Here is a 23,403-nt window from a genome sequence, read left to right on the forward strand (position 1 = left end):
TCAGCCTTTCTAAAAAACCCGAATTTTTAAACCTAAGGAATTCAATTTTATTTCATTAGTAACAGAGCAGTTATTGTTTAAAAATTTTAACATAAAACATATCGTCACAAATGGCCTATAAATCAATCAACCCAGCAAATTTTAAAGAAATAAAAAGCTACGACCGGCTCACGGACGAGGCGCTGAAGGAGAAGATAAACAAAGCGCATGTTGCTTATGTAAGTTGGCGACACACCAGCTTCCATGAACGTAGCGTCTTGATGAGAAAGCTGGCGGCCTTGCTGCAGGAAAAATCAACGCACTATGCCAGGATCATGGTGGAGGAAATGGGAAAACCCATAAAGCAGGCGCGGGCAGAAGTGGATAAGTGCGCTTTGGTTTGTAAGTATTATGCTGACAATGCAGAAAAATTCCTGTCGCGGCAGGAGGTGGAATCCAATGCCAGCAAGAGCATGATCCAATATGATCCGCTAGGTGTAATCTATGCCGTGATGCCCTGGAACTTTCCTTACTGGCAGGTATTCCGTTTTGCGGCTCCGGCATTAATGGCTGGCAATACTGCGCTGCTGAAACATGCTGAGAATGTTCCCCAATGTGCCGGGGCCCTTGAGGAGATGTTTACAGCCGCAGGTTTTCCGGAAGGTGTTTTCCAGAACCTCTATATTTCTCACGAACAGAGTGATACGGTCATTGCCAACAAGTACGTGCAGGGCGTAACCCTGACTGGCAGCAACAGAGCCGGAAGCCATATAGCAGCAAAAGCGGGTGAGCATATCAAGAAGCATGTGCTGGAATTGGGTGGCAGCGATGCCTTCATTGTGCTGGCAGATGCAGACATTGAGAAAGCTATTGCCACGGGAGTAAACGCCCGCACAATGAATGCAGGCCAAAGCTGCATCGCGGCCAAGCGTTTCATTCTGCATAAAGACATTGCAGATAAGTTTCTGGATGGATTCAAAAGAAAAATGGAAGCGCTGAAAATAGGTGATCCCATGGATGAAAGCACTGAGATAGGTCCGATGGCCCGGAAAGATCTGATGGAAGAGCTGGAAAAGCAGGTGAATGAATCCGTACGGAAAGGGGCGAAGGTGCTGCTGGGCGGCAAACCTGCTGACCGGGAAGGTGCTTACTATTTGCCATCCATCCTCACGGATATTCCGGAAGACAGCCCGGCCTATGAAGATGAGCTATTTGGACCGGTCGCCATCGTTTTTGTAGTGGCAGATGATGATGAGGCCATTCGCATTGCCAACGATCATAAGTATGGCCTCGGTGGATCGCTCTGGACCCGCGATATAGAGAAAGCTTTGAAGATGAGCCATCGCCTCAATTCCGGCAGCGTTTTCATTAATGACATGACCAAGTCTGACCCGAGGCTGCCTTTTGGGGGCATCAAAGAATCCGGCTATGGACGGGAACTTTCGCACGTAGGTATTCATGAGTTTGTGAATATCAAGACAGTATATGTGGCCTGATGGGTAAAGCCACGCTCTTGCTCGGCACCAACTTAGGGGACCGGATGGCGAATATCAGGCAGGCGGAACAGCGCATTGCCAGGCAGGCAGGACAAATTGTTCTTCAATCTTCGGTGTACGAAACAGCCGCCTGGGGATACCGCAACCAGCCATCATTTCTCAACCAGGTGCTGGTGGTGGAAACGTCCTTGCCTCCGCAGGAACTGATGAAGGAATTGCTGCTGATCGAAAAGCAGATGGGCCGCAGCCGGACCACGCGCTGGCGGGAGCGCTCCATTGATATTGATATTCTGTTTTATGATGATCTTGTGCTGAACGAAGCGCACCTCGTTATCCCGCATCCTCATTTGCATGAGCGTAATTTCACCCTCGTTCCGCTTCGTGAAGTGATGCCCGGCTACCTCCATCCGGTGCTGAAAAAAACGGTAAGCCAGCTTGTTGACGAAAGCCGTGATAAATTAGCCGCTGAGATATATCAGCCTTAGAGGATGCAATACAGTTATATAGCCATTGAGGGATGCATAGGTGCAGGAAAAACGAGCCTTGCCACACGGCTTTCAGAGCAGAGGAAGGGGACCCTCATCCTGGAGGAATTCTCGGAAAATACTTTTCTTGAGAAATTCTATCAGAACCGCGAGCGTTATGCCTTTCCGCTGGAAGTGAGCTTTCTGGTTGAGCGATTCCGCCAATTACAGGTGATGTTGCCGGGAAAGGATTTGTTCGGCCAGATTCATTTCTCTGATTATCTCTTCGACAAGTCGCTGGTATTTGCACAGATCAATCTATCAGGCGATCATTACCAGCTATTCAAAAAGCTTTTCGAGTCCTTGCATGGCCAGCTTCCCCGCCCTGATCTCATCATCTACCTTTACAATACCGTAGAAAACTTGCAGCAGAATATCCGCAAACGCGGCCGCCATTTCGAGACCGGCATACCTGATTCGTATCTGGAAGATCTGCAGCATAGTTATCTCAACTATCTCAAGAGCCTGCCCAACCACAAAGTGATCCTTGCTGACGTCACGGAAATAGATTTTGTGGCGGATGGCAAAAACTTCCACGCAATAGAAGGGTTACTCCAGCAGGATTTCTCCGAAGGAATAACCAGGATAAAGCTGTAAAATACGCAGCGTCAAGAGAAATCAGGCATTTGCCCTTCAGCGTCTGGTTCCTTCCAAAGCCATTTACGGATTTTTCAAACCATCGAATTTCCACCTGGGAATAAATTTAACTTTGCGCAAGATCCCATAAACAGGCTTTTCCTTTAACGGTTTTGAGTTAAATGATTTTTAATAGTCCGCTAAAATATCATTTATCGTAAAGTCAATTTCGGGATCTAAATTTTATTCATATATTAATTTGATTAACAACATGTTAACAAAAACCAAAAGCGAAGAATTGCTTGAAAGAAGAAAGGCTGTTGTGGCCAATGGAGTAGGCGTGTTTAATACGGCTACTGCTGCATCAGCGAAGGGAGCGATTATTATTGATAGTGACGGGCGTGAACTGATTGACTTTGCCGGGGGCATTGGCGTGGTGAATGCCGGCCATTCTCCTGACGCGGTGGTGGAAGCCATCTATGAGCAGGCTAAGAAATTCATTCACACCAGTTTCAATGTAGTAACCTACGAACCCTACATAGCGCTCTGCGAAAAGCTTACACAACTGCTGCCACATGGCGATCATACCAAAGCCATGCTGGTGAGTACCGGAGCCGAGGCGGTGGAGAATGCCATAAAAATTGCGCGACAGGCAACAGGCCGGCAGGCTATCATTTCCTTTACCGGAGCTTTTCATGGCCGCACCATGATGGCCATGACGCTTACTTCAAAAGTGGACTATAAGCTTGACTGCGGGCCTTTTGCACCTGAAGTTTACCGGCTGCCATTCCCAAACTATTACCGCTACGGAAACGGCCTGACGGAAGAAAAATTCGTGGATCAGGAGCTGAAGCGGATGCATGAATCCATGCGCAATATGGTAGACCCGAACAATGTGGCTGCCGTTATTATGGAAATTGTCCAGGGCGAAGGCGGCTTTAACATAGCTCCGGCCGGTTACCTGCATGGACTGCGGAAATTCTGCGATGAATATGGAATCATGCTCATTTTTGATGAAGTACAAACAGGTTTCTGCCGTACGGGCAAGTGGGCGTCTTATATGCACTTCGGGGTAATGCCTGATATTTCTACCTGGGCCAAATCACTGGGATCGGGGATGCCAATAGCCGCTGTACTGGGCAGGGCTGAGGTAATGGATGCTGCCAAACCAAGCACTATCGGAGGCACATACATCGGCAATCCCGTTTCATGTGCCGCAGCGCTCGCTACCCTGAAACTGATGGAAGACAACGACCTGAACCAGCGTGGAACCGAAGTGGGAGAAATTGTACGTGAACGATTTGAACCGATGCAACGCAAACATCCTGAAATTGGCGATGTGCGCGGTTTGGGTGCTATGATGGCGATGGAATTCGTGAAAGATGGCGATCCACGAAAGCCGGACCATGAGACCTGCTACAAGCTTCTGCTGGCATGTGCTGAACGAGGTCTGATCCTGATAAGTGCAGGAACGCATAAGAATGTGATCCGGGTATTGAGTCCTTTGGTAATAACGGATGAACAACTCCATAAAGGACTCGATATAGTGGAAGAGGAACTGGATAAAATTTTAGGCTGATGTCCTCTTTTAGTTTTATAATTATTTTATTTACCAAGAAATTTTATTAAAAAATAAATGAAACCATTTTCCATTGCAGGAATTCAAATGCCCGTTTCAGCCAGCCATAGCAATGTGGCGCTGATGAAACATAATATTGAGGTTACCGTCTCAGTATATCCCTGGGTGCAAATGGTCTTGCTGAGCGAATTGTGCGCCTTCGGGCCGTTGCTATATCATGCTAAGCCTTTTCCTAATGAGGTGGAAGATGAATTCAGAGAGCTGGCCCGCAAAAACAAGATCTGGTTGATTCCGGGCAGCATGTTCCAAAACCGCCATGAGAGGATCTACAATACGGCAACGGTCATCAATCCGGAAGGTGAAATAGTGGGCCGCTACGACAAAATGTTCCCTTTTTATCCTTATGAAGTGGGCGTAACCGGAGGCACTGAGTTTTTCTTTTTCGATGTGCCGGAGGTAGGCCGTTTCGGACTGACCATCTGCTATGACATGTGGTTCCCTGAAACCTCCCGGACGCTGGCGGTAAACGGCTGTGATGTGATCCTGCACCCCACACTCACCGGCACAATTGACCGCGATGTGGAACTGGCGCTGGTGCAGGCTACGGCAGCAACCAATCAATGTTATGTTTTCGATATTAATGGCCTGGGCGATGGAGGCACGGGCCGCTCCATCATTTGCGGACCGGATGGCCGGGTAATTTACCAGGCGGGCACAGGCCCGGAACAGATCCCCATAGAAATAGACATGGAGCGGGTGAAACGCAGCCGCGAGCACGGTCTGCTCCGCCTGGGCCAGCCGCTGAAGAGTTTCCGCGACCGCAAGATCCACTTTGATATTTATGAAAGGGGAAAGGAGTATCCGGAACTCCAAAAGCTGGGCGAACTGGAAAAACCTACCAGGCTGGCTCAAATCAAAAAGATAATGCAGGAACCTTCAGCTATGGATGAAAGCGGCACACGAATAATGCCCGAAGATCTGAGGAATAAAGGATTTTAATTTAATTAACCAGCCAATTGCCTGATGAGCAAATACACACCTAAAAAACAATCGGTACCCCATAGCGCTCAACTCAGCGGTTCCGACAGCATACCTGAATATAAAGATTTCATTACATGGTTTGAAATTCCGGCCAATAACTTTGACCGGGCCTGCAAATTCTATAGTTTCATCTATCAGTTCAAAATGGAAACTTCAGAGATGAACGGCCTTACAATGGCTTTTTTCCCTTCTTCCACAGGAATTGGAGGTGCGATAATTAGCGGGACAGGAAGTGTACCCGGAGACAAAGGCCCATTGATCTACCTTAATGCAGGAAAGGATATGGATGGCATGCTGCAAAGAATTAAAGAAGCCGGGGGCAGCGTGTTAATGGAGAAGACACTGATAAATGAAACGGCCGGGCATTTTGCCTTATTTGTAGATACAGAAGGCAATAAACTGGCGCTGCACGCAAAACCATAACTATGACCAGGCGAATCAAAAACAAAGGGTTTAATCAGGAATATTTTAATGTAGCCCAATTGCGCTCAAGCACCTGGCAACAACTGAAAAAATCAGCGCTCAAGCTAAAGAACAGTGGGGGGAATGATGAACCTGACGCGGAACGGCAAGTGGAAAGCAGCCTCAAAACCCTGAAGATCCTGGAGCAGTACTGGGCTTTCCCCGGAATTGAAATAATCGAACGCCTCAACCACTTTTACAAGAAAGCTGATTACAATGCCCTCTCTCGCGGGGTGAATGAAATATTGCGCAATCTGACCAGTGAGGTTTACAGGTACAGTTCAAAACCGATGATGACGGACCATGAAAGCCGTAACGATATAGAAAGTAAGGATCCGGAAGAAAATTTACAGCAAAAATATTTTGAGGTGCTGTTTGTGGATGATATTGACCGTGAAGGGCGTGAAAACCTCAAGCAGGAATTCAAAGACTTGCGGAGTCATAAAGAAGATTTCACTTTTGATACCGTAGTTACCTCCTCCTTCCAGGATGCCCTGATCGCCCTCCTCTTCAACAGGAATATACAGGCTGTGGTAGTGCGTTATGGCATTCCATTCCGGTCAAAGAACTCACTCAGCCTGCTGAGGCCGTTTATCAACAGCATTAAAGGATTGGATATAGATGAAGAGGTTCAATCAGATTACGGGCCCATATTAGGAAAGCTGGTAAAGAGATTCAGGCAGGAGCTTGACGTCTACTACGTTACTGACACCCGGGTTCAGGATCTGCAGGATGATACGCTGCAAGGCTTTAACCGGATCTTTTATCGCACCGAAGATCTGCAGGAGATCCATCTCAGTATTCAGCAGGGAATTAAAGCACGTTATCACACCCCGTTCTTTTCCGCGCTGGTGGATTACAGCCAAAAGCCAACAGGCGTGTTCCATGCCATGCCGATCAGCCGTGGCAACTCGGTTTTCAAATCCCACTGGATCCGTGATTTTGGCGAATTCTATGGACGCAACCTTTTCCTGGCTGAGACCTCAGCGACTACCGGTGGCCTCGATTCTTTGCTGCAACCTACAGGGCCCCTCAAAAAGGCACAGGAGATGGCGTCAAATGCGTATGGCGCCAAGAATACTTTCTTCGTCACCAACGGTACCTCTACTGCCAATAAAATTGTGGTACAGGCGCTTGCACAACCTGAGGACCTGGTGCTGATTGACCGCGACTGCCATAAATCACATCACTATGCGCTGGTGCTCTCAGGTGCTTATCCTGTTTACCTTGACAGCTATCCGGTAAAAGAATATTCAATGTATGGCGCTGTTCCACTTGAACATATCAAGAACAAGCTCCTGGCACTGAAAAAAGCAGGACGACTGGAAAAGGTGCGCATGCTGTTGCTCACCAACTGCACTTTTGATGGGGTGGTATATAACACGCAAAAAGTGATGGAGGAGATACTGACCATCAAACCGGATATCATTTTTTTATGGGATGAAGCCTGGTTCGCTTTTGCCGCTTTTACCCCGGTTTACAAGCAACGCACGGCCATGTATGCTGCCCGCGTGCTCAGTGAGAAATACAAGAGCCAGGCATATCGAAAGGCCTACGAGAACGCAGATGACAAAAGCGGAATGCCTGATCCTGACAAAGTGTGTCTGCGGGTTTATGCCACGCAGTCTACGCATAAAACACTTTCATCGTTGCGGCAAGGCTCAATGATCCACATTTGGGATGAGGAGTTTAAACGGAAGACCGAAGACTCTTTCCTGGAGGCTTATAAAACCCATACCTCCACTTCGCCCAATTACCAGATCCTCGGTTCGCTGGACATTGGCCGTAGGCAAGTGCAGTTCGAGGGGTATGAAATGGTGGAGAAGAGCATTGAAACGGCCATGATCCTGCGATCAAAGATCAGTACGCATCCCAAGCTCAATAAATATTTCGAAGTGCTCACCGTGCAGGATCTGATCCCGGCACAGTTCCGCCATTCAAAAATCACCGAATATTTCAATCCCAAAACAGGGTGGTTTCGTATGGAAGAAGCCTGGAAAAACGATGAGTTCGTGCTGGATCCTACCAAAATAAATCTGCACATCGGCCGAACAGGCGTGGATGGCGATACTTTTAAAAATAAGTATCTCATGGATCAGTTTGGAATTCAGATCAATAAGACCTCGCGTAATACGGTGCTTTTTATGACGAATATTGGTACTACCCGGAGTTCGGTAGCTTACCTGCTCAGTGTGCTGCTAAAAATTTCCAGTCAGCTTGACGAAAGGTTCAAAGCTTTCTCAGGGGAGGAAAAACGTTTGGAAGAAAAGAAGATTCATTCATTGATTGAAGAATGCCCGCCACTTCCGGACTTCAGCCATTTTCATCATTCCTTCCAGGCGCTGCCGGGAGTTCCGGGAGGTAATTTACGCGAGGCCTACTTTTTATCGTATGATGATGAAAACTGCCGCCATATAAAACTGCAGCATTGCCAGAAAGCGCTGAAAGAGGGCCGCGAAATTGTGGCTGCCTCCTTCGTTATTCCCTATCCTCCCGGTTTCCCCATCCTGGTGCCAGGGCAGGTATTGAGCACCGGTATCCTTGAATTCTTTATTAAACTTGATGTAAAAGAAATACATGGCTACAGGCCTGAAATGGGTTTAAGAATATTCTCTGACAAGGTGCTGAACAGAAAGAAAACCACCACAACCGCCATGATGTCTCCAGCCGCCAACATCAATAACAGTTAATTATTCATTTCAAAATATTAACCCATGACCAATAATACGCGTAACATCCCGACACTCAAAGGAATCTCAGACATCCGCAGGTTTTTTTATACCAATGAAATTCCGATTTACTTCATCAGCGCTACCAACTTCAACCTGTTGGGAGCCGATGAATGGGTGAAAGGGTTTAAGTTCATCTGCTACATAGAGTGTTTTGATGGTAAGCATCCGAATGTTTTTTCACCCAAGGAAGAATTACCCCATGAGGAATTTCAAAGCATTGAAGACATTAACAATTACCTGCTGGAGCATAAAGAAGTAGTTGATTATATCCGCAAAAGGGGCGATAAAGGAAAAGCGCTTTTCCTCATGTTTAATGACCACACAGAAGAGCTGGCAAAAAGCCTGGGGCTGGAGGTGGCGTTTCCTTCAGCAGAAATGCGTACCCACATGGATAATAAGGTAAATACCAACCGCATCGCTGAAAAAGCAGGTGTGCCATGTGTACCAAATGTGCTTACCAAAGTAGATAGCTACGAACACCTGGGCGAGGTGTCCAAACATCTGGGTACCGATCTCGTGATCCAGACACCGTTTGGTGACTCCGGCCATACTACTTTTTTTATCTCTGATGAGGAGGAATACAATAAGTATAAGGATGAAATAGAAAGCGAAAGTGAAGTAAAGGTGATGAAGCGGATAAGCTGCTTTGGTTCAGCCATTGAAGCCTGCGTAACGCAGCACGGAACCATAGTGGCCCCGCTGATGACGGAGCTGGTTGGTTTTAAAGAGCTGACACCCTATAAGGGCGGCTGGTGCGGCAACGAAATTTTCCCACAGGCATTCAATGAAACGATCCGGACAAAAGCCCGCGAATACACGCAGTTGTTCGGCAATCAGCTTCGCAAGGAAGGCTACAAAGGCTATTTCGAACTGGACTTCCTGATTGAAGAAGGAACAGATGAAATATACCTGGGAGAGCTTAATCCGCGGGTAACCGGTGCCAGTTCCATTACCAACCATGCCGTGTTTGCACTGGCTGATGCACCGTTGTTTATCTTTCATTTGCTCGAATATATGAATCAGCCCTACGAGCTGGATGTAGACGCCATTAATACGCGCTGGTTCAGCGATATTAATATAGACTCCTGGGGCCAGCTTGTGATCAAGCATACGGAGGATACGGTGGAATATGTAACCCAGGCTCCGCGATCCGGGATTTACCGCATGGATGAAAACGGCTGCATCTACTTCGACCGGATGGATACCCACCGGAGAGCAGTGGAAAGTGAGCGGGAAGCCTTCTTCCTGCGCATTACCCGCGTGGGCGATTATTTTTATGAAGGAGCAGACATAGGAATCCTGGTAATGCGCGGCCGCCTGATGACTGACGATTTCCAACTGCGCGACCGCGCCCAGAGCTGGATACACGCGATTAAATCATTGTACAAATCCAAAATTCCCGGCAACGATCCTTATGTGCAGGAAAGGGTGGCTGAAATAGGCGGCTTCAAAATGATGTAGCCATGCTCGTATCAATGAATTGCGTCCGGGAAGACCAGCCCGGAGAAAAATGGAAATCCCTTTTTGACAGATCATGGCCTTTTTATAAAAAATGGTACGCGCAGGAAGGGCTCTTGTCCCGGCCCGGCTATCTAACCTGTTATAACCAACTCAAAGAGCACATGCCTGAGTTGCTGCCGGTGTACGAACAACTTTGTTCCCTGGCCGGTGGCGGAGATATAGCTTCCCGCTACCTCAGCCTCTACAGCCCTCCGCCATTTATGAGCGGATGCACACAACTGGCCTGGACCAAACCGCCTTATGGGATTATCCGCAACTATGACTATGATCCCCGGCTATTCGAGGGCGTAATGCTCAAAACCAATTGGTTGAAACATGTGATGGGCGTTTCTGACTGCAACTGGGGCCTGCTCGATGGGATTAACGAAGATGGCCTGGCTGTGTCGCTCACTTTTGGTGGCCGCAATGTCACCGGGAAAGGCTTTGGTATTCCGCTGGTGGTGCGCTATGCCCTGGAAACCTGCGCTACCGTCCCGGAGGCTCAACGGCTGTTTCTGCGTGTTCCTGTCCACATGGCCTATAATATTACTATGGTAGATACGCACGGTTCTTTTTCAACCCTCTTCCTCTCTCCCGACCGCAGGCCCCTTCTGTCCGATTCGTGGGTAGCTACCAACCATCAGGAAGTAGTGGAGTGGATGGAATATGCCGCCCTTACAGGTACCCTGGAACGGAAAGAATTCCTGGAAGCCCTGCTGGTATTGCCCCATCTCGATAAAGAAGAAGTGATCCGCAGGTTTTTCAATCTGCCTCTGTATCACAACCAGGCGAAGCAATCTTTTGTAACGCTTTACACTGCCGCCTATAACGTAGAAGAACGCAGCACGCGGATCCTCTGGCCAACCAAATATATCAGCCAGTCTCTCCACGCATTTAACGAGCACCGCGAAGTTGTGAACCTGAGAAAATATCAAACGAAGGAGTTTTTGAAGTGACCCCAACTTGAAGTCACAATTTGCGACTTCAAGTTTTTCCATTTCAATTGCTCTCGCTTGGCGTCCCGCGAGCGTGAGCTATTCCGAGGCGTCTCGCCTCCGTTTATTACAACCTGCATGACCGTGGGGCGGGATGGCCAGTAATAGCACACGTCAGGTGAAGAAGTTTAAAAAATATAACAAATCTAATTCTTAATATTCTTTACAATCCTTTTAAAGAAATAGATTATTATGCCCCCTTGAGACAGCAAAACCCATAAAACACTTATATAGTATCCCCATTCTTCAACACTTTCTTATGCACCCTTTGAGATTTAGCTTTAATAAAAAAAGTAATAATTAGTGCAGCAATCAAAGCACTTGATATTATACTGCCTACACGCTATGATTCCGTTCCTGCCAGCGCTTTTAGAACAATGGAATGATAAAAAACCCCTATTACAATTAAATAGATGGCGATATAAAATTTCAGGTATTTTAGCATTTCTTTTTTAGATTTTAAAACTGTTGCACATAATACTACTTTTACCTTGTATTTTAATTCAAAAAAGTTAATTTTCAATAATGCCCAAACCTAAATATTCAATGCCGGCCATTTTGCTTTCCGGGGGGAAAAGCAGCCGTATGGGCGCTGATAAAAATTTGCTTGACTATGGAAAGGGAGCGCAATGGCAGGTAATGCACAGCCGGCTTTCCCGGCAGTTTGGTCAGGTTTGGATCTCATGCCGGCAGGATCAAACAAGAATTTTTGAAGGCATAGAAAATCTTATTATTGACCCGTGGGATGGTATTGGGCCAATGGCCGGAATAGCCGGTTCGATGCAACGACTGCGGACAGCTTCTGCATTTTTTGTGAGTTGTGACCTGCCCTTTTATGATGATGCACTGCCAGAAGCATTGATCACTGCGAATGATGAACAGTTCATAGCCTGCTGCGCAAAAGCTCCGGGCGCTGGCCATCCTGAACCGCTCATCGCAGTGTGGAATGAAAACGCACTTCCTCATTTGCTCAGCGCGATTGAGACCAAAGAATATTCATTGCAAAAGGTGCTGAAAGCCAATCCTCATAAAACGGTGGAGGTGGCGCACCGGTTGATATTTAATGCAAATACAAATGAAGAATATCTGAAAGCTAAAAAAATGTAATGGCCTTTCTTTTTCGCGTAAACAGGCAGCCGGGAAGTCTTTCAGCTTTTAACCTTTTTCAGGCCCATGTCCTTTCCGGCTTTTAGCATATATTCAAAAGCAGCGTCATACTTATTTGGAATATCCCCGCTGAGGATGGCCTCACGTACCTGGTGTTTTATTTTGCCCACTTCAGGACCCGGTTTAATTCCGAAAGTTTCCATCACTATTTCACCGGTAATGGGCGGTTTCCAGTTGCGCATCTGGTCTTTTTTTTCCACCACCTCCAGTCTTTCCCATACTTTGTCGAAGCGGGCAAGATACCGCTCCACCTTCTCCTCGTTCTTTGAGGTAATGTCTGCACGGCAAAGCAGGAAGAGATCTTCAATATCGTCACCGGCTTCTACCAGGAGCCTGCGCAGGGCTGAGTCGCTGACTTCTTCCTGTGCCAGGGCTATGGGGCGCAGATGCAGTGCGACAATCTTCTGCACGTATTTCATTTTATCATTGAGCGGCAGTTTCAGCTTGCGAAATAGTTTGGGGATCATCCGCTCGCCAATTACTTCATGGCCGTGAAAAGTCCATCCTCCTTCTTCTTCAAACCGTTTGGAGGAGGGCTTGCCAATATCGTGGAGCAAAGCCGCCCAGCGCAGCCAGAGGTTATCGCTCATTCCGGCCAGGTTATCCAGCACCTGCAGGGTATGAAAGAAATTGTCCTTGTGTGAGTGGCCGTTGATGGTTTCCACGCCATGGAGTGCCACCAGTTCAGGAAAGATGAGATGCAGCAATCCCGTTTTCATCAGTAGCTTAAACCCCACGGAAGGATGGGAGGAAGCCATGATCTTGTTCAGTTCATCAGTAATCCGTTCCTGGGTAATGATACTGATGCGCTCCCGGTGCTCAGCAATAGCGTTAAGCGTTTGAGGCTGAATACGAAACTGCAGTTGTGCGGCAAAACGGATGGCGCGCATCATCCGCAGCGGATCGTCAGAGAAGGTAGTTCCGGGCGCCAGCGGGGTTTTGATAATGCCTTTTTTCAGATCATCCCATCCCTTAAAAAGATCCACCAGATTTCCGTAGTCGTTTTTATTGACGCTGATTGCCAGGGTATTGATGGTGAAATCGCGCCTGCTCAGATCATCTTCCAGCGTTCCCTGCTGCACCTGTGGGTTGCGCGTGTGGCGCGAATAAGATTCTTTCCGGGCACCTACAAATTCCAGTTCCATCTCTTTCGTTTTAAGATGTGCGGTCTGGAAATTCTTGAAAACCGTGATTTTATCCGCGAAGCCCATGACCCTGGCCATGTGCTTTGCGAAAGCAATTCCATCGCCCACTACCACCAGGTCTGCATCCTTACTTCTTCTTCCGATCAGGACATCGCGCACATAGCCGCCCACCAGGTATACTTCCACGCCCATTGTCCCGGCTTCCTCACCAATCAACCTGAATTCAGGTTTCTCAATGATGTGTTTTAAATATTTAAAATCGGGAGCCGGCAATTTGATATTTTCCTTTTTTTAAAGGGTTATTATTTTTAATTTAAAACAATAACTCAAAGGGCTGAAATCCTTATTTTTTTGCAGCCTGCTTTTTTTGCTGCTCTTTAGCCATTTGTTCTAACCGAGCCTGCCATTTGGATTTTGTAACCGGGCGTTTCTTTTTTTCTTCAATTTGAGCATGAAGCTTTTTCTCATCAATTACAAGCTGGAAAAGATAGAACTGGCCTATAGAAAAAAGATTGAAGAGCAGGTAGTAATAACTGAGGGCTGAAGCATAACTGTTGAGGAAAAATAGCATCATGAAAGGTGGGAGATACACCATCATTTTCATTTGAGCCGCCATTGGGCCATCACTTCCCATTGAAGGCTGCATTTGCCTGTTTATAATTCCATAAAAGAAAGTGGCAATGGCCATGAGCAATGTGAAAAGGCTAATGTGGGAACCATAAAAAGGAATATCGAAGGGCAGGTCCATTATAGAATCGTAGGTAGAAAGATCTGAAGCCCACAAAAAGGGCTCTTGCCTTAATTCAATGGAAGAGGGGAAGAAGCTGTACATCGCGATGAGGATGGGCATCTGCAGGATAGCGGGCAGGCATCCGCCAAAAGGACTTACGCCTGCCTTCCGGTACAAGGTCATTTGTGCTGATTGTTGCTTGGCCATGTCCCCGCCAGTTTTCTTTTTAATCTCGTCCAGTTCAGGTTTGAGCAACCGCATTTTTGCTGAAGAGAGGTAGCTCTTGTAGGTGAGCGGGGAGAGGACGAGCTTGATAATCAGCGTCAGGATCAGGATAATAATTCCAAAACTGGCGATATAATCATTTAGGGCATTAAAGAGCGGAATTACCAGAAAACGGTTCACCTCGCGGAATACGGGCCAGCCGAGGAAAACCTGCTTGTGGAGGTCAATACTGGCATATTGCTTCAACGTTTCATAATGCACCGGCCCGAAGTACAGGGCCATGTTGTAATGCTCATTGCCGGAGTGAGACAGTGGCAGGTTCAGCACTGCATCCAGGGTTTTTACTGTGTCAGAGGTTTCATCCGTTTGGGTGGAAATCTTCCCGCCTGCAAAGTGATCTTCAGAGATCAGGGTTTGTGTAAAGAATTTTTGCTTAAAACCAATCCAGGTCAGTTTCTCCTGAAATTCTTCTGATTCATCGCTGGTTTCTGACAGATAATCAGCGCCCTCTTCGGCCAGTTTATAATGCACGCTGGTATGTATTCGCTCTTCCTTTGCTGTTCTTTCCTGGCGCAGGAGGTTTGCATGCCAGAGGATTTGCATGGATTGCTGGCTGCGCGGAATAACATTATCAAAACCAATAAACTTTACATCGTAGCCAAGCATATAGCTGTTACCGTGGAGCGTGTATGTTTGCTCTATTCGCTGCCCTCCGCCCATATCAAGCCGCATGGTAAGGCTGGCAGAATCATTTCCGGTTACCCGGATGTCTGCATCTTCTGTATCAAAATAAAGGTCGGAGGTATTTACCTGCTGATCATGAGTACGGAAGAGATAGCCGAATTGCCAGTCATTACGCCCGCTGAAAAGCACCAGCGGCATAGAATCGAAAGTACTATAGTTCTTCAACTGAACGAAGGAAGGCGTCCCCCCTTTGCGGGAAACCCTCATTATGAGGTGTTCATTTTCGAGCGTTACTTCCCCCTCTTCTCCTTCAGAAAATGCTGCAAAATCCCCCGGAAGGATGGGTTTGGTTTCCTCCTTTGCTTTTTCTATTTGCTGAGCTTCATCTTCCGCTTTCTGTGGCACCACTTGCTCCGTATCGGTTTCGCGTGGCGCCAGCGCATCCTGAGAAGGGTCAGGTGCATTTAGGTAGGAAAAGACTATAAGTATTACGAAAATCAGGACAATCCCGATTATGCTGTTTCTATCCATCGGTTCCGTTTTGGCGGGTGCAAAGGTAGAAATATTGGGTAGTTTTGCCGTTTAATATCCCTTTCTGCATTTGGGTTGTTTTAAGCATCTCTGCTTATCTTTCCCCACCACAAAAAATAGTTACTCCCGAAAATCGAAAACATGGGATCAGCCTCAAATAATCGTACAATCGTCCACATGGACCTCGACTCATTCTTTGTGTCGGTGGAGCGGCTTATGGACAGCAGGCTCAATGGAAAGCCCGTACTCGTGGGTGGCACCGGCAGCCGGGGCGTGGTGGCCTCGTGCAGTTATGAGGCGCGGACATTCGGCATACACTCGGCCATGCCCATGCGCACCGCCCTGCAGCTTTGCCCGGACGCCATAGTGCTGAAAGGAGATTCGGGCCGCTACAGCAAGTATTCTGATATTATTACGGAAATCATTAAGCAGGAGGTGCCCCTCTTCGAGAAAACCTCCATTGATGAATTTTACCTGGACCTAAGTGGGATGGACCGCTTCTTTGGCTGCTATAAATTGTCATCGGCCCTGCGAAAGAAGATCATAAAAGAAACGGGGCTGCCAATATCCTTTGGCCTGTCAATAAATAAAACGGTGGCAAAAGTGGCGACAGGCGAGGCCAAGCCGAATAATGAAATACAGGTGGAACGGGGCCTGGAAAAACCATTTCTCTCACCGTTGCCGGTAGGAAAAATCCCCATGATAGGAGAAAAGACCGCGTTGCTCCTGGGTCGCATGGGCGTGAAGAAAATACACACCTTGCAGGAAATGCCCGTAGAATTGATGGAAAAGGCGATGGGCAAGAATGGCGTGGCAATATGGAAAAAAGCCAATGCCATTGACAATGCCCCCGTAGAGCCATATCAGGAGCGGAAATCAATTTCGCTGGAGCGCACTTTTGAACACGATACCACGGACGTAACCAAGCTCCGCAACCTGCTGATAGCGATGGCCGAAAACCTGGCTTACCAGCTACGTCAGGGAAACAAGCTCACCGCCTGCGTTACGGTAAAACTCCGGTATTCCGACTTCAACACCTATACGTTACAAAAACGCATTCCCTACACTTCCTGCGATCATCATGTAATAGATTATACAAAAGAGCTTTTTGAGAAACTTTACAACAAGCGCCTGCTGGTGCGGCTGGTGGGGCTAAAGTTCAGCCACCTGACAGGGGGAGGCTACCAGATGCAGCTCTTTGAAGATAATCCCGAGCTTATAAACCTGTATCAGGCCATGGACAAAATGCGCAACCGCTTTGGCCTGAATGCGGTGAAACGTGCCGTAGGAATGGACTCCCGCGGCCTGGGCCGTGCAAATCCCTTTAATGGAATGCCCCCGGTAATAATGGCGCACCGTAGGCAGTAGGAACGCCAGACTTCCACCTGCCGCCTGATCAAATAGATCAATAGATATGAAGAATCTTCCGCCTGGCTTTTTTTGCGATCCATACTTTTTGGTTTCCAACATTTTGATCAATAGCCCCCGGTTTCAACCGGGGGTATAAAAAATGCCCACCCACAACCGTTTCAACGGTTTAACTGCAACATCAGGCTACCGCCTGGCGAAGTCATCTGGGATGTTTAACCCTTCTCTCCCAACCCTCGAAGGGTTTCGGAACCCTTCGAGGGTTTTGCTCCGGGATTGGGTAGCGCTTGTACTGCTTTCTATAAAGAAGAACACAATCGTTTAACGGGGAGATTGTACTGCCAAACTGCTCCGGATGATGGAGAATAAACTACCAATCGTTATAATTTCACAAATGCGATGTGATTCATATCACCCCGGTCATTGATGAGCCGAAGGAAATATGTTCCTTTTGGAATATCAGAACATGAAATGATGCTATTCGCATGGGATAGGTTTTGATCCATTACTAAAGCTCCGGTAATCGAAAAAACCTTGACCTGATAGCTTTCATTTGGCGATAGGCCTCTAACGTTCAGCCTATCCGTTGTGGGATTGGGATATACGTTATATACGTTAATAGTGGTTTTAGAAAAATGGGCTGTTGCATCATAATCCTGAATAGCAGTAAGCTCTCCCATTGTTAATTCCCACAAAAAGCCATCCTGATATCCATGGTTAATTAAGGAATCCGTGCCGAAATGAGTAATATTGTTAAACTGCCCTCCTACTGCCACTCCACCGTCTTCCTTAGCTTCAATCGTGTTTACATCTATACTCGCAACAATGAAGAAGTTGGTAAATGTTCTTTTGAAGCCAAGAATGTTATTGCTTTCATCCAATGCCAATACGAATGCGTCTTCGGCAAGGGTAGTTTCTTGTATGCCGGATGTTTGTAACCTTTTAGCGAAATTACCACCCAGATAAATGGTGCCGTCAGAGCCTATATCGGCTCTGACAGGAATGAAATTAACCGAATCAGCAAAAGAACGTTTCCACACTACATCGTTGTTTTCGTCAAGAAAAACCATGTGCTGCTCGCCATAAAACTTATTATAAATATTAATAGTCGTCCCGGCAATGGTAATGTCATCCATAAATACTCCTGACAATAAAGTACCGCCAGAAGGGTGAGGAAGCACTTGCCCGAAATCACCGGCACGGCCCCACATCCCTCTGCCACCAGTGGCCGTCCAGCCACTCACATATTCTCCGCTATTTACATTTACCGATGCAACTGTAGGATGCTCTGCATTGCCGGTTATATTAAGTCCGGTACCTGGTTGATTATTAATTAATAACTGATTTCCGGAAAAAGTCGCTGAAAAAGTGAGGTTGTTGTTTCGTACAAAAGCGGGGTTTAAGTATTTAATGGTATCACTGTTCAGGGTTGTGCGCCAAAGTTCATTGTTCATTTCGTCATACCTGAAAATTACCCCTGTACCAATACCTGATCCGGATGCCAGGGAATGGTTTTCCCATTTTAAGGAGTCGCCATTAAAATGGCCGGCCAGGTATAAATCGTCATCTTCCACAACTGCCCTTAAGAAAGCGTTTCCGCCATCCGATGAATAAAACTGATCCCAAACCAGATTTCCATTAGCATCAAAACGCAGCAATACGGTAGCTGCAAAAGAAGAGAAAGGGTTACTCCATGTCTTGCCTGCAAATTTCATTTGATTTCTGAGACCAGAGGTCAAATAAATATTGCTGTTGCTGCCGATTTGAAGAGACGTAAATAATGGAACTTCTTCAAACGGGATAACCTTACTCCACAGGAGCTGTTCTGATTTGCTTTCCTTAATTAAAGCGAGTGCATTCCATCCTGGTTCAGGATTTAAAATGGGTGTTGTCTGGTTACTTACATATAGCGTATCCTTAAATCTCACAATCAAATATCGGTTTCCATCAGCGTCAGTGCTTATCATTTGCACATTCTCCTCTCCCCCTGTGGAAAAGTATTGAGTAACCTTTGCATTGGCTTGAAAAAAGCCTGCAATAAATAATGAGGAAACAATTAAAGAAAAAGTAAATATTCTCATGGTATTTAAAATTTATAGATTTGTCGAAGAGGAATAAATAAGTTATTTTACTTATAAAATAATAGCTTTTATTAATCCTCGGAAGTTTGTTATTGGTTTACAAAAGTTATCAGCATAACCCCCCTCCCCCCGCAAAAAGTTCAATTTTAGCAATATAGTTTATATGTTGTACTTAAATCAGGGTCACAAATGGTCTCCTGGTTTTACCGGCTGAGTGAGTGAGATACCAATTCTAAGGGGTAAGGGATAAAGCAGAACACCCATTTTCGGTGAAAACCATTTGAAGCTTTCAATTCATTTTTAATTTATATTTTTGATTATCCTTAAATGATATCAAACTATGAATTTCTTAACCTGCTTCTTTTGTGTATTGCTTTCCCTCGCGTCCTCTACCACCGCCATGGGCCAGGTGAGGGTTGGGGGCGAGGGGAGTCTGGTTTACTTCAACGACCTTCCTGGACATGAGCCTCCTGCCATGGGATTGGGCATTCATGCACAATGGTATCCGCAGCGCAATCTCAGCCTGCAGCTTGGCAGCAATTATGGCAGCAGCAGCTATACCCGCCATGTTCAATCCCATCCTGAAACCTTTGCATCCACTATTATTACGAAAAGTTCGGATACCCTCTTTGTGGATTATTCAACCGATCAATATGATCTTATGGTGAATAGCCGCACGATGGGGTTTTCTCTTCCATTTGAGATAGGATACCGGGTGTTGAAAACCCGCAATCAAAAATTTGGCGTACATGCCTTAGCCGGTATTTCAGCATTGTACTATAAATCCACGCATTATTATCATTTCGATGCCGCCCGCCATACTACCGGTGAGGTGAAGGACGGTGAAACTACGCATCATCTGGAGCAAACGCTGCATTTGGGCGCAAGCCTGAACTACAATATCGAACGCTGGCAACTGTATATGGCGGGGCGGCTGGTGCTCACACAGGACGTCCTGAACTATATGCCCAGAACTGATCTGTCCTGGCCTTCCTACTACAAGGTGGGAGCCGGGGTACATTATACGCTGCTACCTGGAAAATGGCAGCCAACAAGACCAGTGAAGGAACGAATTGAATCGTCACGGCTTCCGAAGTATCACGCAGTGGGCGGATACGTAGGATTGGGTACTGATCATGAGGTAGGGATTCTGATGTCGGGAATAAAATATTATCGCAGGAGCTACGCCACCTTTTCTGTAATTCCATACTTCAAGGCGGGTACAATATTAGGCCCGTCTGATGAAGTCGGCTATAACCTTAGTACCGGTCTCGATGCAAATCTTCAGCTATTTAAATATGGTTTTTTGCGGGCAGGCGTTTATGGTGGCGGTGCCGTGGCTGATAATCGTTTCCAATCCATTTTTGGCTTTACTGGCGGTCCTGGATTGTCCGTTTGGCGATTAGAAGGTAATCTGGAAGCAGGCATGATCTTATACGATGAAAATCCTTATCTGGCAATTGGCGCAGGTGTCAGTTATGTTTTTAGTAAAAACACAAACGTACAGCCGCAGTGAGGACCGACTACCGTTTCAACGGATTAGTTGTAGCGGCTGGGCTTTCGCCTGGCAAAATATGCAACCAATAAAATACGCTCATCAAAAAAGATGGCGTTACACTATTGCTATTAAATCTTAACGACTTCGTTGCACCACTACTTTTTCCACGTGAATATTGTTCGCGCTGTTTATTTTTAATAAATAAACACCCCTCTCTAAAAACAATAAATCCAGTTCCGCAGAATTTGAATTTACCGTTTTTTGCAATATCAGTTGACCCCGAGTATTGTATAATTCCACATGGCAAGGCCCATCATGTACAGGCAGGTTTTCGAGCGTCAACCGTTCTGTTGCCGGGTTTGGGTATATTCTCAGTGGATTAGGTGCGGCTGGAGGATAATTTTCAGACAACCCGGTATGTCCATTGTGTTTACCATCAATCACAGACCCTATCAGGGTTGTGTGAAATTTGGCGGCATGGCCGAAAATTATTGTCTCTGTGGTACCAAGATTCGTACTGAACGTAAAATAGTCATCAGTATCAGTAACCTGTCCAAAATGACAAGGTGGAGATGAAATAATGTAACCTTCCTTCTTATATTCAATAATTTGATTTTTAATCTGGCTGGTATCATAATACCAATATGTTTTAGTAAGTAATAGCCAGTAAAAACTATCGTCTATAAACCAGTGATCAGGTGCCTGTAAAAGTGGCTCGTATGTATTTCTTTTATAAATAACTGAATCCATTTTAAATTCTTTATCATTATATATCCTTTTAAAAAATACCTTGATTGCCAATGAATCTTTGGTTACTTGCGTTATTGAATCCTTGTAATAGGTGAAGCTATGCTCATACTGAGTAGGATCTACTATATGACGTTCGTATCTCCAGAAAAGCAAGTCCCCCGGTTTCAATGTAATAAAATCAGAAAAATCCAACGCTGTAAAACCCGCTTGTATGCTATCATTCTCAAAACCAACCAGATTCATGTATTCAACCTTGTCTGCAACAAGATTTGAATATGATATGAATTGGCTAAATCCAAAACTTTTGCTGAGCTTAAAAGTAGCAGCATTCAGCGGGGAAGAAATGGGTTGATCATTCTCATTCAACACCTCTATTTCAAAAACCTTTACGCTGTCCGGAACTGACAAAATTGACTCAGGAAAGATGCCTTTGCAGGTAAATCTTATTTTCCTGATGAGACTGCCCCTATACCTGATCTCAGAAATCCAGGAGTCTCCTGAGTCTGACCAGGGTTTAAAGAGCATTGATACGTACTCATCGTGGAGGTGTAGCCAAAAAGTATCCTGCTGTACAATTATCGAATCCAAATAATGATATTTGATATAACTAAAGGGGTGAAAAAATCTTATATCCAAAGAAAGCTTGGAGATTGTGTTACAATTCGATACCCCTGGAAATGGTAAATTCTGCCGGAACTTATAGGTAGTATTGCCGCTGTCACCAATCATGGTGTCTACATTTATTACATATAGGGCAATATCAGATTTATAATAGTCTGGAGTCTTATAATAAGAATACTGGTAGAGTGGAAAAGGGAACCAGTCGGCCTTTGAAGTAATTGCTGGTAGCAGCAGAATCAGAAAAAGCAGGTTTCGCAGTTTCATGGCGTGGTCTTTTTTTTATCGCTGAAAGTTACTGCTTCTTTCAAAGAAACCTGCCTTGTGGGTTACTCCACCTACCGTCTGTTCCTGTAGAAGCGATCCTCTTCAAAATGGCGATGGCTGTAGAATTCTGTTGTCTGGGCAGGGGCTTGGGTGGTTCCAGGCTCGAAGTGGCGTCTAATCTCAAGCTCATAGTTACGGTTTATTTTTGCGCCCGGTTCACCATATCGGGGGGCGCGCAGCAGCAATTCCCGTGAAATTTCCGGTACCTCCACCTTATCCTCATCTTCATGGATTACCGCAAGCCCCACCGGTATCAGCATGTTTTTCCCAAATGATTCTCCGGCATGTGCCTCATCAATTTTTACATCCAGATAGCGCACCTTCATTAATTTAGGATCTACGATTAGTTCCTCTATGTTTCCGAATTCATTTCCATTCTCATCTATAAGGGGCCAGTCACGCACATCCGGATCATTTTCCGCTACTTCATAATCAGTTAGCGTACGCAGGCGAAAAAGATTATGTTCGTGCAATTCTGAGTCTTTCATAGTATTCTGAGTTTTTAATTTAATTCTTTTTACTGTTCATCTATTGACCGGGCCATTTGCTGCAATATTTCTGACGATGTCCGGAAATATCGTTTTACCAGTGTTCGCTGCTCCAGCGTCATTTTTCCCGGTTTAAATTCTGAGACGATTTGCTCCAGTTCTGTAACCTGACTTTCGAGAAATGAAAATTCGGTTTGTTGCAATTTCCGCAGCACATCATTGGCTTTTTTGAAAGCTGCTTGCAAAGTGTCAGCATGATTCAGCGATTCCCAATCCTGCTGAAGGCGATCTGACGCATCATTAATTTCCTGCATTTTCCTGATGGCTTCCACATCCTGCAGATCCGTAGATCGCATCACTGCATCAATAGCGTTGGCGAGATAACGAAGTCCTTTGCCCGTAAACTCATGATGAACGCCCATTTCACCATCACCCTCATCGTGACTTTCTGCCGGAACGGAGTCGTGAGCAAACGAGAAAAATGTACTTACGGGAAGCGGCACCAGTGGAAAAGAACTGGTATCAGCAACCATTGGTTCTTCAGTAATAGCAGCTACACCCTCATCCTCATTTCTGTCTTCGTCATGCATAGAAAACCAATAGATGGCAAGGGCTACAAAAATTAAGATAATGAGCACCACAAACCAGGGCCATATCGGTTTACGTTCTTTTTCCTGAATGCTGATCTCTGCCATGAGTTCTGTTTTTTTATTTAATCTTTAAAAATGCGAACTATTCAGCTTATAAATAAGTATCATCAAATAATTGTTCTCAAATATGGAAAAACTTTTTGCTGAGTGGTTGAATGTAAATACATTCTTTTCACGGCCCGATTTTGAGGAAATATGGGCGATTACATTACCGGGAGAAAAGCTTGGTTTTTAAACATATCCTTGGTTTACACTTT

The 23,403-nt window shown here is 45.9% G+C and carries 18 protein-coding genes; 12 read left to right on the plus strand and 6 right to left on the minus strand.

What is annotated here, in order from left to right; translation table 11 throughout:
- The first annotated feature begins 110 nt into the window (after positions 1 to 110).
- The 10 genes from WD077_15680 (at position 111) to WD077_15725 (ending at position 11,991) form a co-directional block, all read left to right on the plus strand.
- Positions 111 to 1,475: an NAD-dependent succinate-semialdehyde dehydrogenase gene (locus WD077_15680; protein MEX0968672.1), complete on the plus strand. Its 1,365-nt coding sequence runs from the start codon at positions 111 to 113 to the stop codon at positions 1,473 to 1,475.
- A complete protein-coding gene (gene folK / locus WD077_15685) occupies positions 1,475 to 1,960 on the plus strand; it encodes a 2-amino-4-hydroxy-6-hydroxymethyldihydropteridine diphosphokinase (protein ID MEX0968673.1) in 486 nt (161 codons plus the stop codon). The genes WD077_15680 and folK overlap by 1 nt, the downstream gene beginning before the upstream one ends.
- Positions 1,961 to 1,963: 3 nt before the next feature.
- Positions 1,964 to 2,596 carry a deoxynucleoside kinase gene (locus tag WD077_15690; protein ID MEX0968674.1) on the plus strand — a complete coding sequence of 211 codons (633 nt, stop codon included), beginning with the start codon at positions 1,964 to 1,966 and terminating at the stop codon, positions 2,594 to 2,596.
- A gap of 250 nt (positions 2,597 to 2,846) precedes the next feature.
- Positions 2,847 to 4,154, plus strand: a complete 1,308-nt coding sequence (locus tag WD077_15695; GenBank protein ID MEX0968675.1) for an aspartate aminotransferase family protein — start codon at positions 2,847 to 2,849, stop codon at positions 4,152 to 4,154.
- 57 nt (positions 4,155 to 4,211) lie between these two features.
- Entirely contained in the window at positions 4,212 to 5,153 is a 942-nt protein-coding gene (locus WD077_15700) for a carbon-nitrogen hydrolase family protein (GenBank protein MEX0968676.1), read from the plus strand.
- Positions 5,154 to 5,177: 24 nt separating this feature from the next.
- Complete coding sequence (locus WD077_15705; GenBank protein MEX0968677.1) at positions 5,178 to 5,618, plus strand: VOC family protein; 441 nt, start codon at positions 5,178 to 5,180, stop codon at positions 5,616 to 5,618.
- Between the two features lie 2 nt (positions 5,619 to 5,620).
- Positions 5,621 to 8,347, plus strand: coding sequence for an ornithine decarboxylase (locus WD077_15710; protein ID MEX0968678.1), 2,727 nt, complete (start codon positions 5,621 to 5,623; stop codon positions 8,345 to 8,347).
- 24 nt (positions 8,348 to 8,371) lie between these two features.
- Complete coding sequence (locus WD077_15715) at positions 8,372 to 9,850, plus strand: biotin carboxylase (protein MEX0968679.1); 1,479 nt, start codon at positions 8,372 to 8,374, stop codon at positions 9,848 to 9,850.
- A gap of 2 nt (positions 9,851 to 9,852) precedes the next feature.
- Positions 9,853 to 10,845, plus strand: a complete 993-nt coding sequence (locus WD077_15720; protein ID MEX0968680.1) for a C45 family peptidase — start codon at positions 9,853 to 9,855, stop codon at positions 10,843 to 10,845.
- Positions 10,846 to 11,409: 564 nt separating this feature from the next.
- On the plus strand, positions 11,410 to 11,991 hold the full coding sequence (locus WD077_15725) for a molybdenum cofactor guanylyltransferase (GenBank protein ID MEX0968681.1): 582 nt from the start codon (positions 11,410 to 11,412) through the stop codon (positions 11,989 to 11,991).
- A 41-nt stretch (positions 11,992 to 12,032) separates the two neighbouring features.
- On the opposite strand, the gene WD077_15730 is transcribed toward WD077_15725, so the two are convergent.
- Entirely contained in the window at positions 12,033 to 13,469 is a 1,437-nt protein-coding gene (locus WD077_15730) for an HD domain-containing protein (protein ID MEX0968682.1), read from the minus strand.
- A 70-nt stretch (positions 13,470 to 13,539) separates the two neighbouring features.
- On the minus strand, positions 13,540 to 15,366 hold the full coding sequence (gene yidC, locus WD077_15735; GenBank protein MEX0968683.1) for a membrane protein insertase YidC: 1,827 nt from the start codon (positions 15,364 to 15,366) through the stop codon (positions 13,540 to 13,542).
- Between the two features lie 141 nt (positions 15,367 to 15,507).
- Between yidC and dinB the strand changes: the two genes are divergently transcribed.
- Positions 15,508 to 16,734, plus strand: a complete 1,227-nt coding sequence (gene dinB / locus WD077_15740) for a DNA polymerase IV (protein MEX0968684.1) — start codon at positions 15,508 to 15,510, stop codon at positions 16,732 to 16,734.
- A gap of 380 nt (positions 16,735 to 17,114) precedes the next feature.
- Here the strand turns inward: dinB and WD077_15745 are convergent, their stop codons facing one another.
- Positions 17,115 to 18,815 (minus strand): T9SS type A sorting domain-containing protein, encoded by a 1,701-nt coding sequence (locus WD077_15745; GenBank protein MEX0968685.1) that lies wholly within the window; start codon positions 18,813 to 18,815, stop codon positions 17,115 to 17,117.
- Between the two features lie 340 nt (positions 18,816 to 19,155).
- On the opposite strand from WD077_15745, the gene WD077_15750 reads away from it, so the two are divergent.
- Positions 19,156 to 20,331 (plus strand): hypothetical protein, encoded by a 1,176-nt coding sequence (locus tag WD077_15750; GenBank protein MEX0968686.1) that lies wholly within the window; start codon positions 19,156 to 19,158, stop codon positions 20,329 to 20,331.
- Positions 20,332 to 20,448: 117 nt separating this feature from the next.
- On the opposite strand, the gene WD077_15755 is transcribed toward WD077_15750, so the two are convergent.
- From WD077_15755 to WD077_15765, 3 genes are all read right to left on the minus strand, one after another.
- On the minus strand, positions 20,449 to 21,948 hold the full coding sequence (locus tag WD077_15755) for a T9SS type A sorting domain-containing protein (GenBank protein MEX0968687.1): 1,500 nt from the start codon (positions 21,946 to 21,948) through the stop codon (positions 20,449 to 20,451).
- Between the two features lie 71 nt (positions 21,949 to 22,019).
- Complete coding sequence (locus tag WD077_15760) at positions 22,020 to 22,496, minus strand: PRC-barrel domain-containing protein (protein MEX0968688.1); 477 nt, start codon at positions 22,494 to 22,496, stop codon at positions 22,020 to 22,022.
- A 29-nt stretch (positions 22,497 to 22,525) separates the two neighbouring features.
- Entirely contained in the window at positions 22,526 to 23,191 is a 666-nt protein-coding gene (locus tag WD077_15765; protein ID MEX0968689.1) for a hypothetical protein, read from the minus strand.
- Positions 23,192 to 23,403: the final 212 nt, after the last annotated feature.

Source organism: Bacteroidia bacterium (assembly GCA_040880525.1).
Lineage (GTDB): Bacteria > Bacteroidota > Bacteroidia > CAILMK01 > JBBDIG01 > JBBDIG01.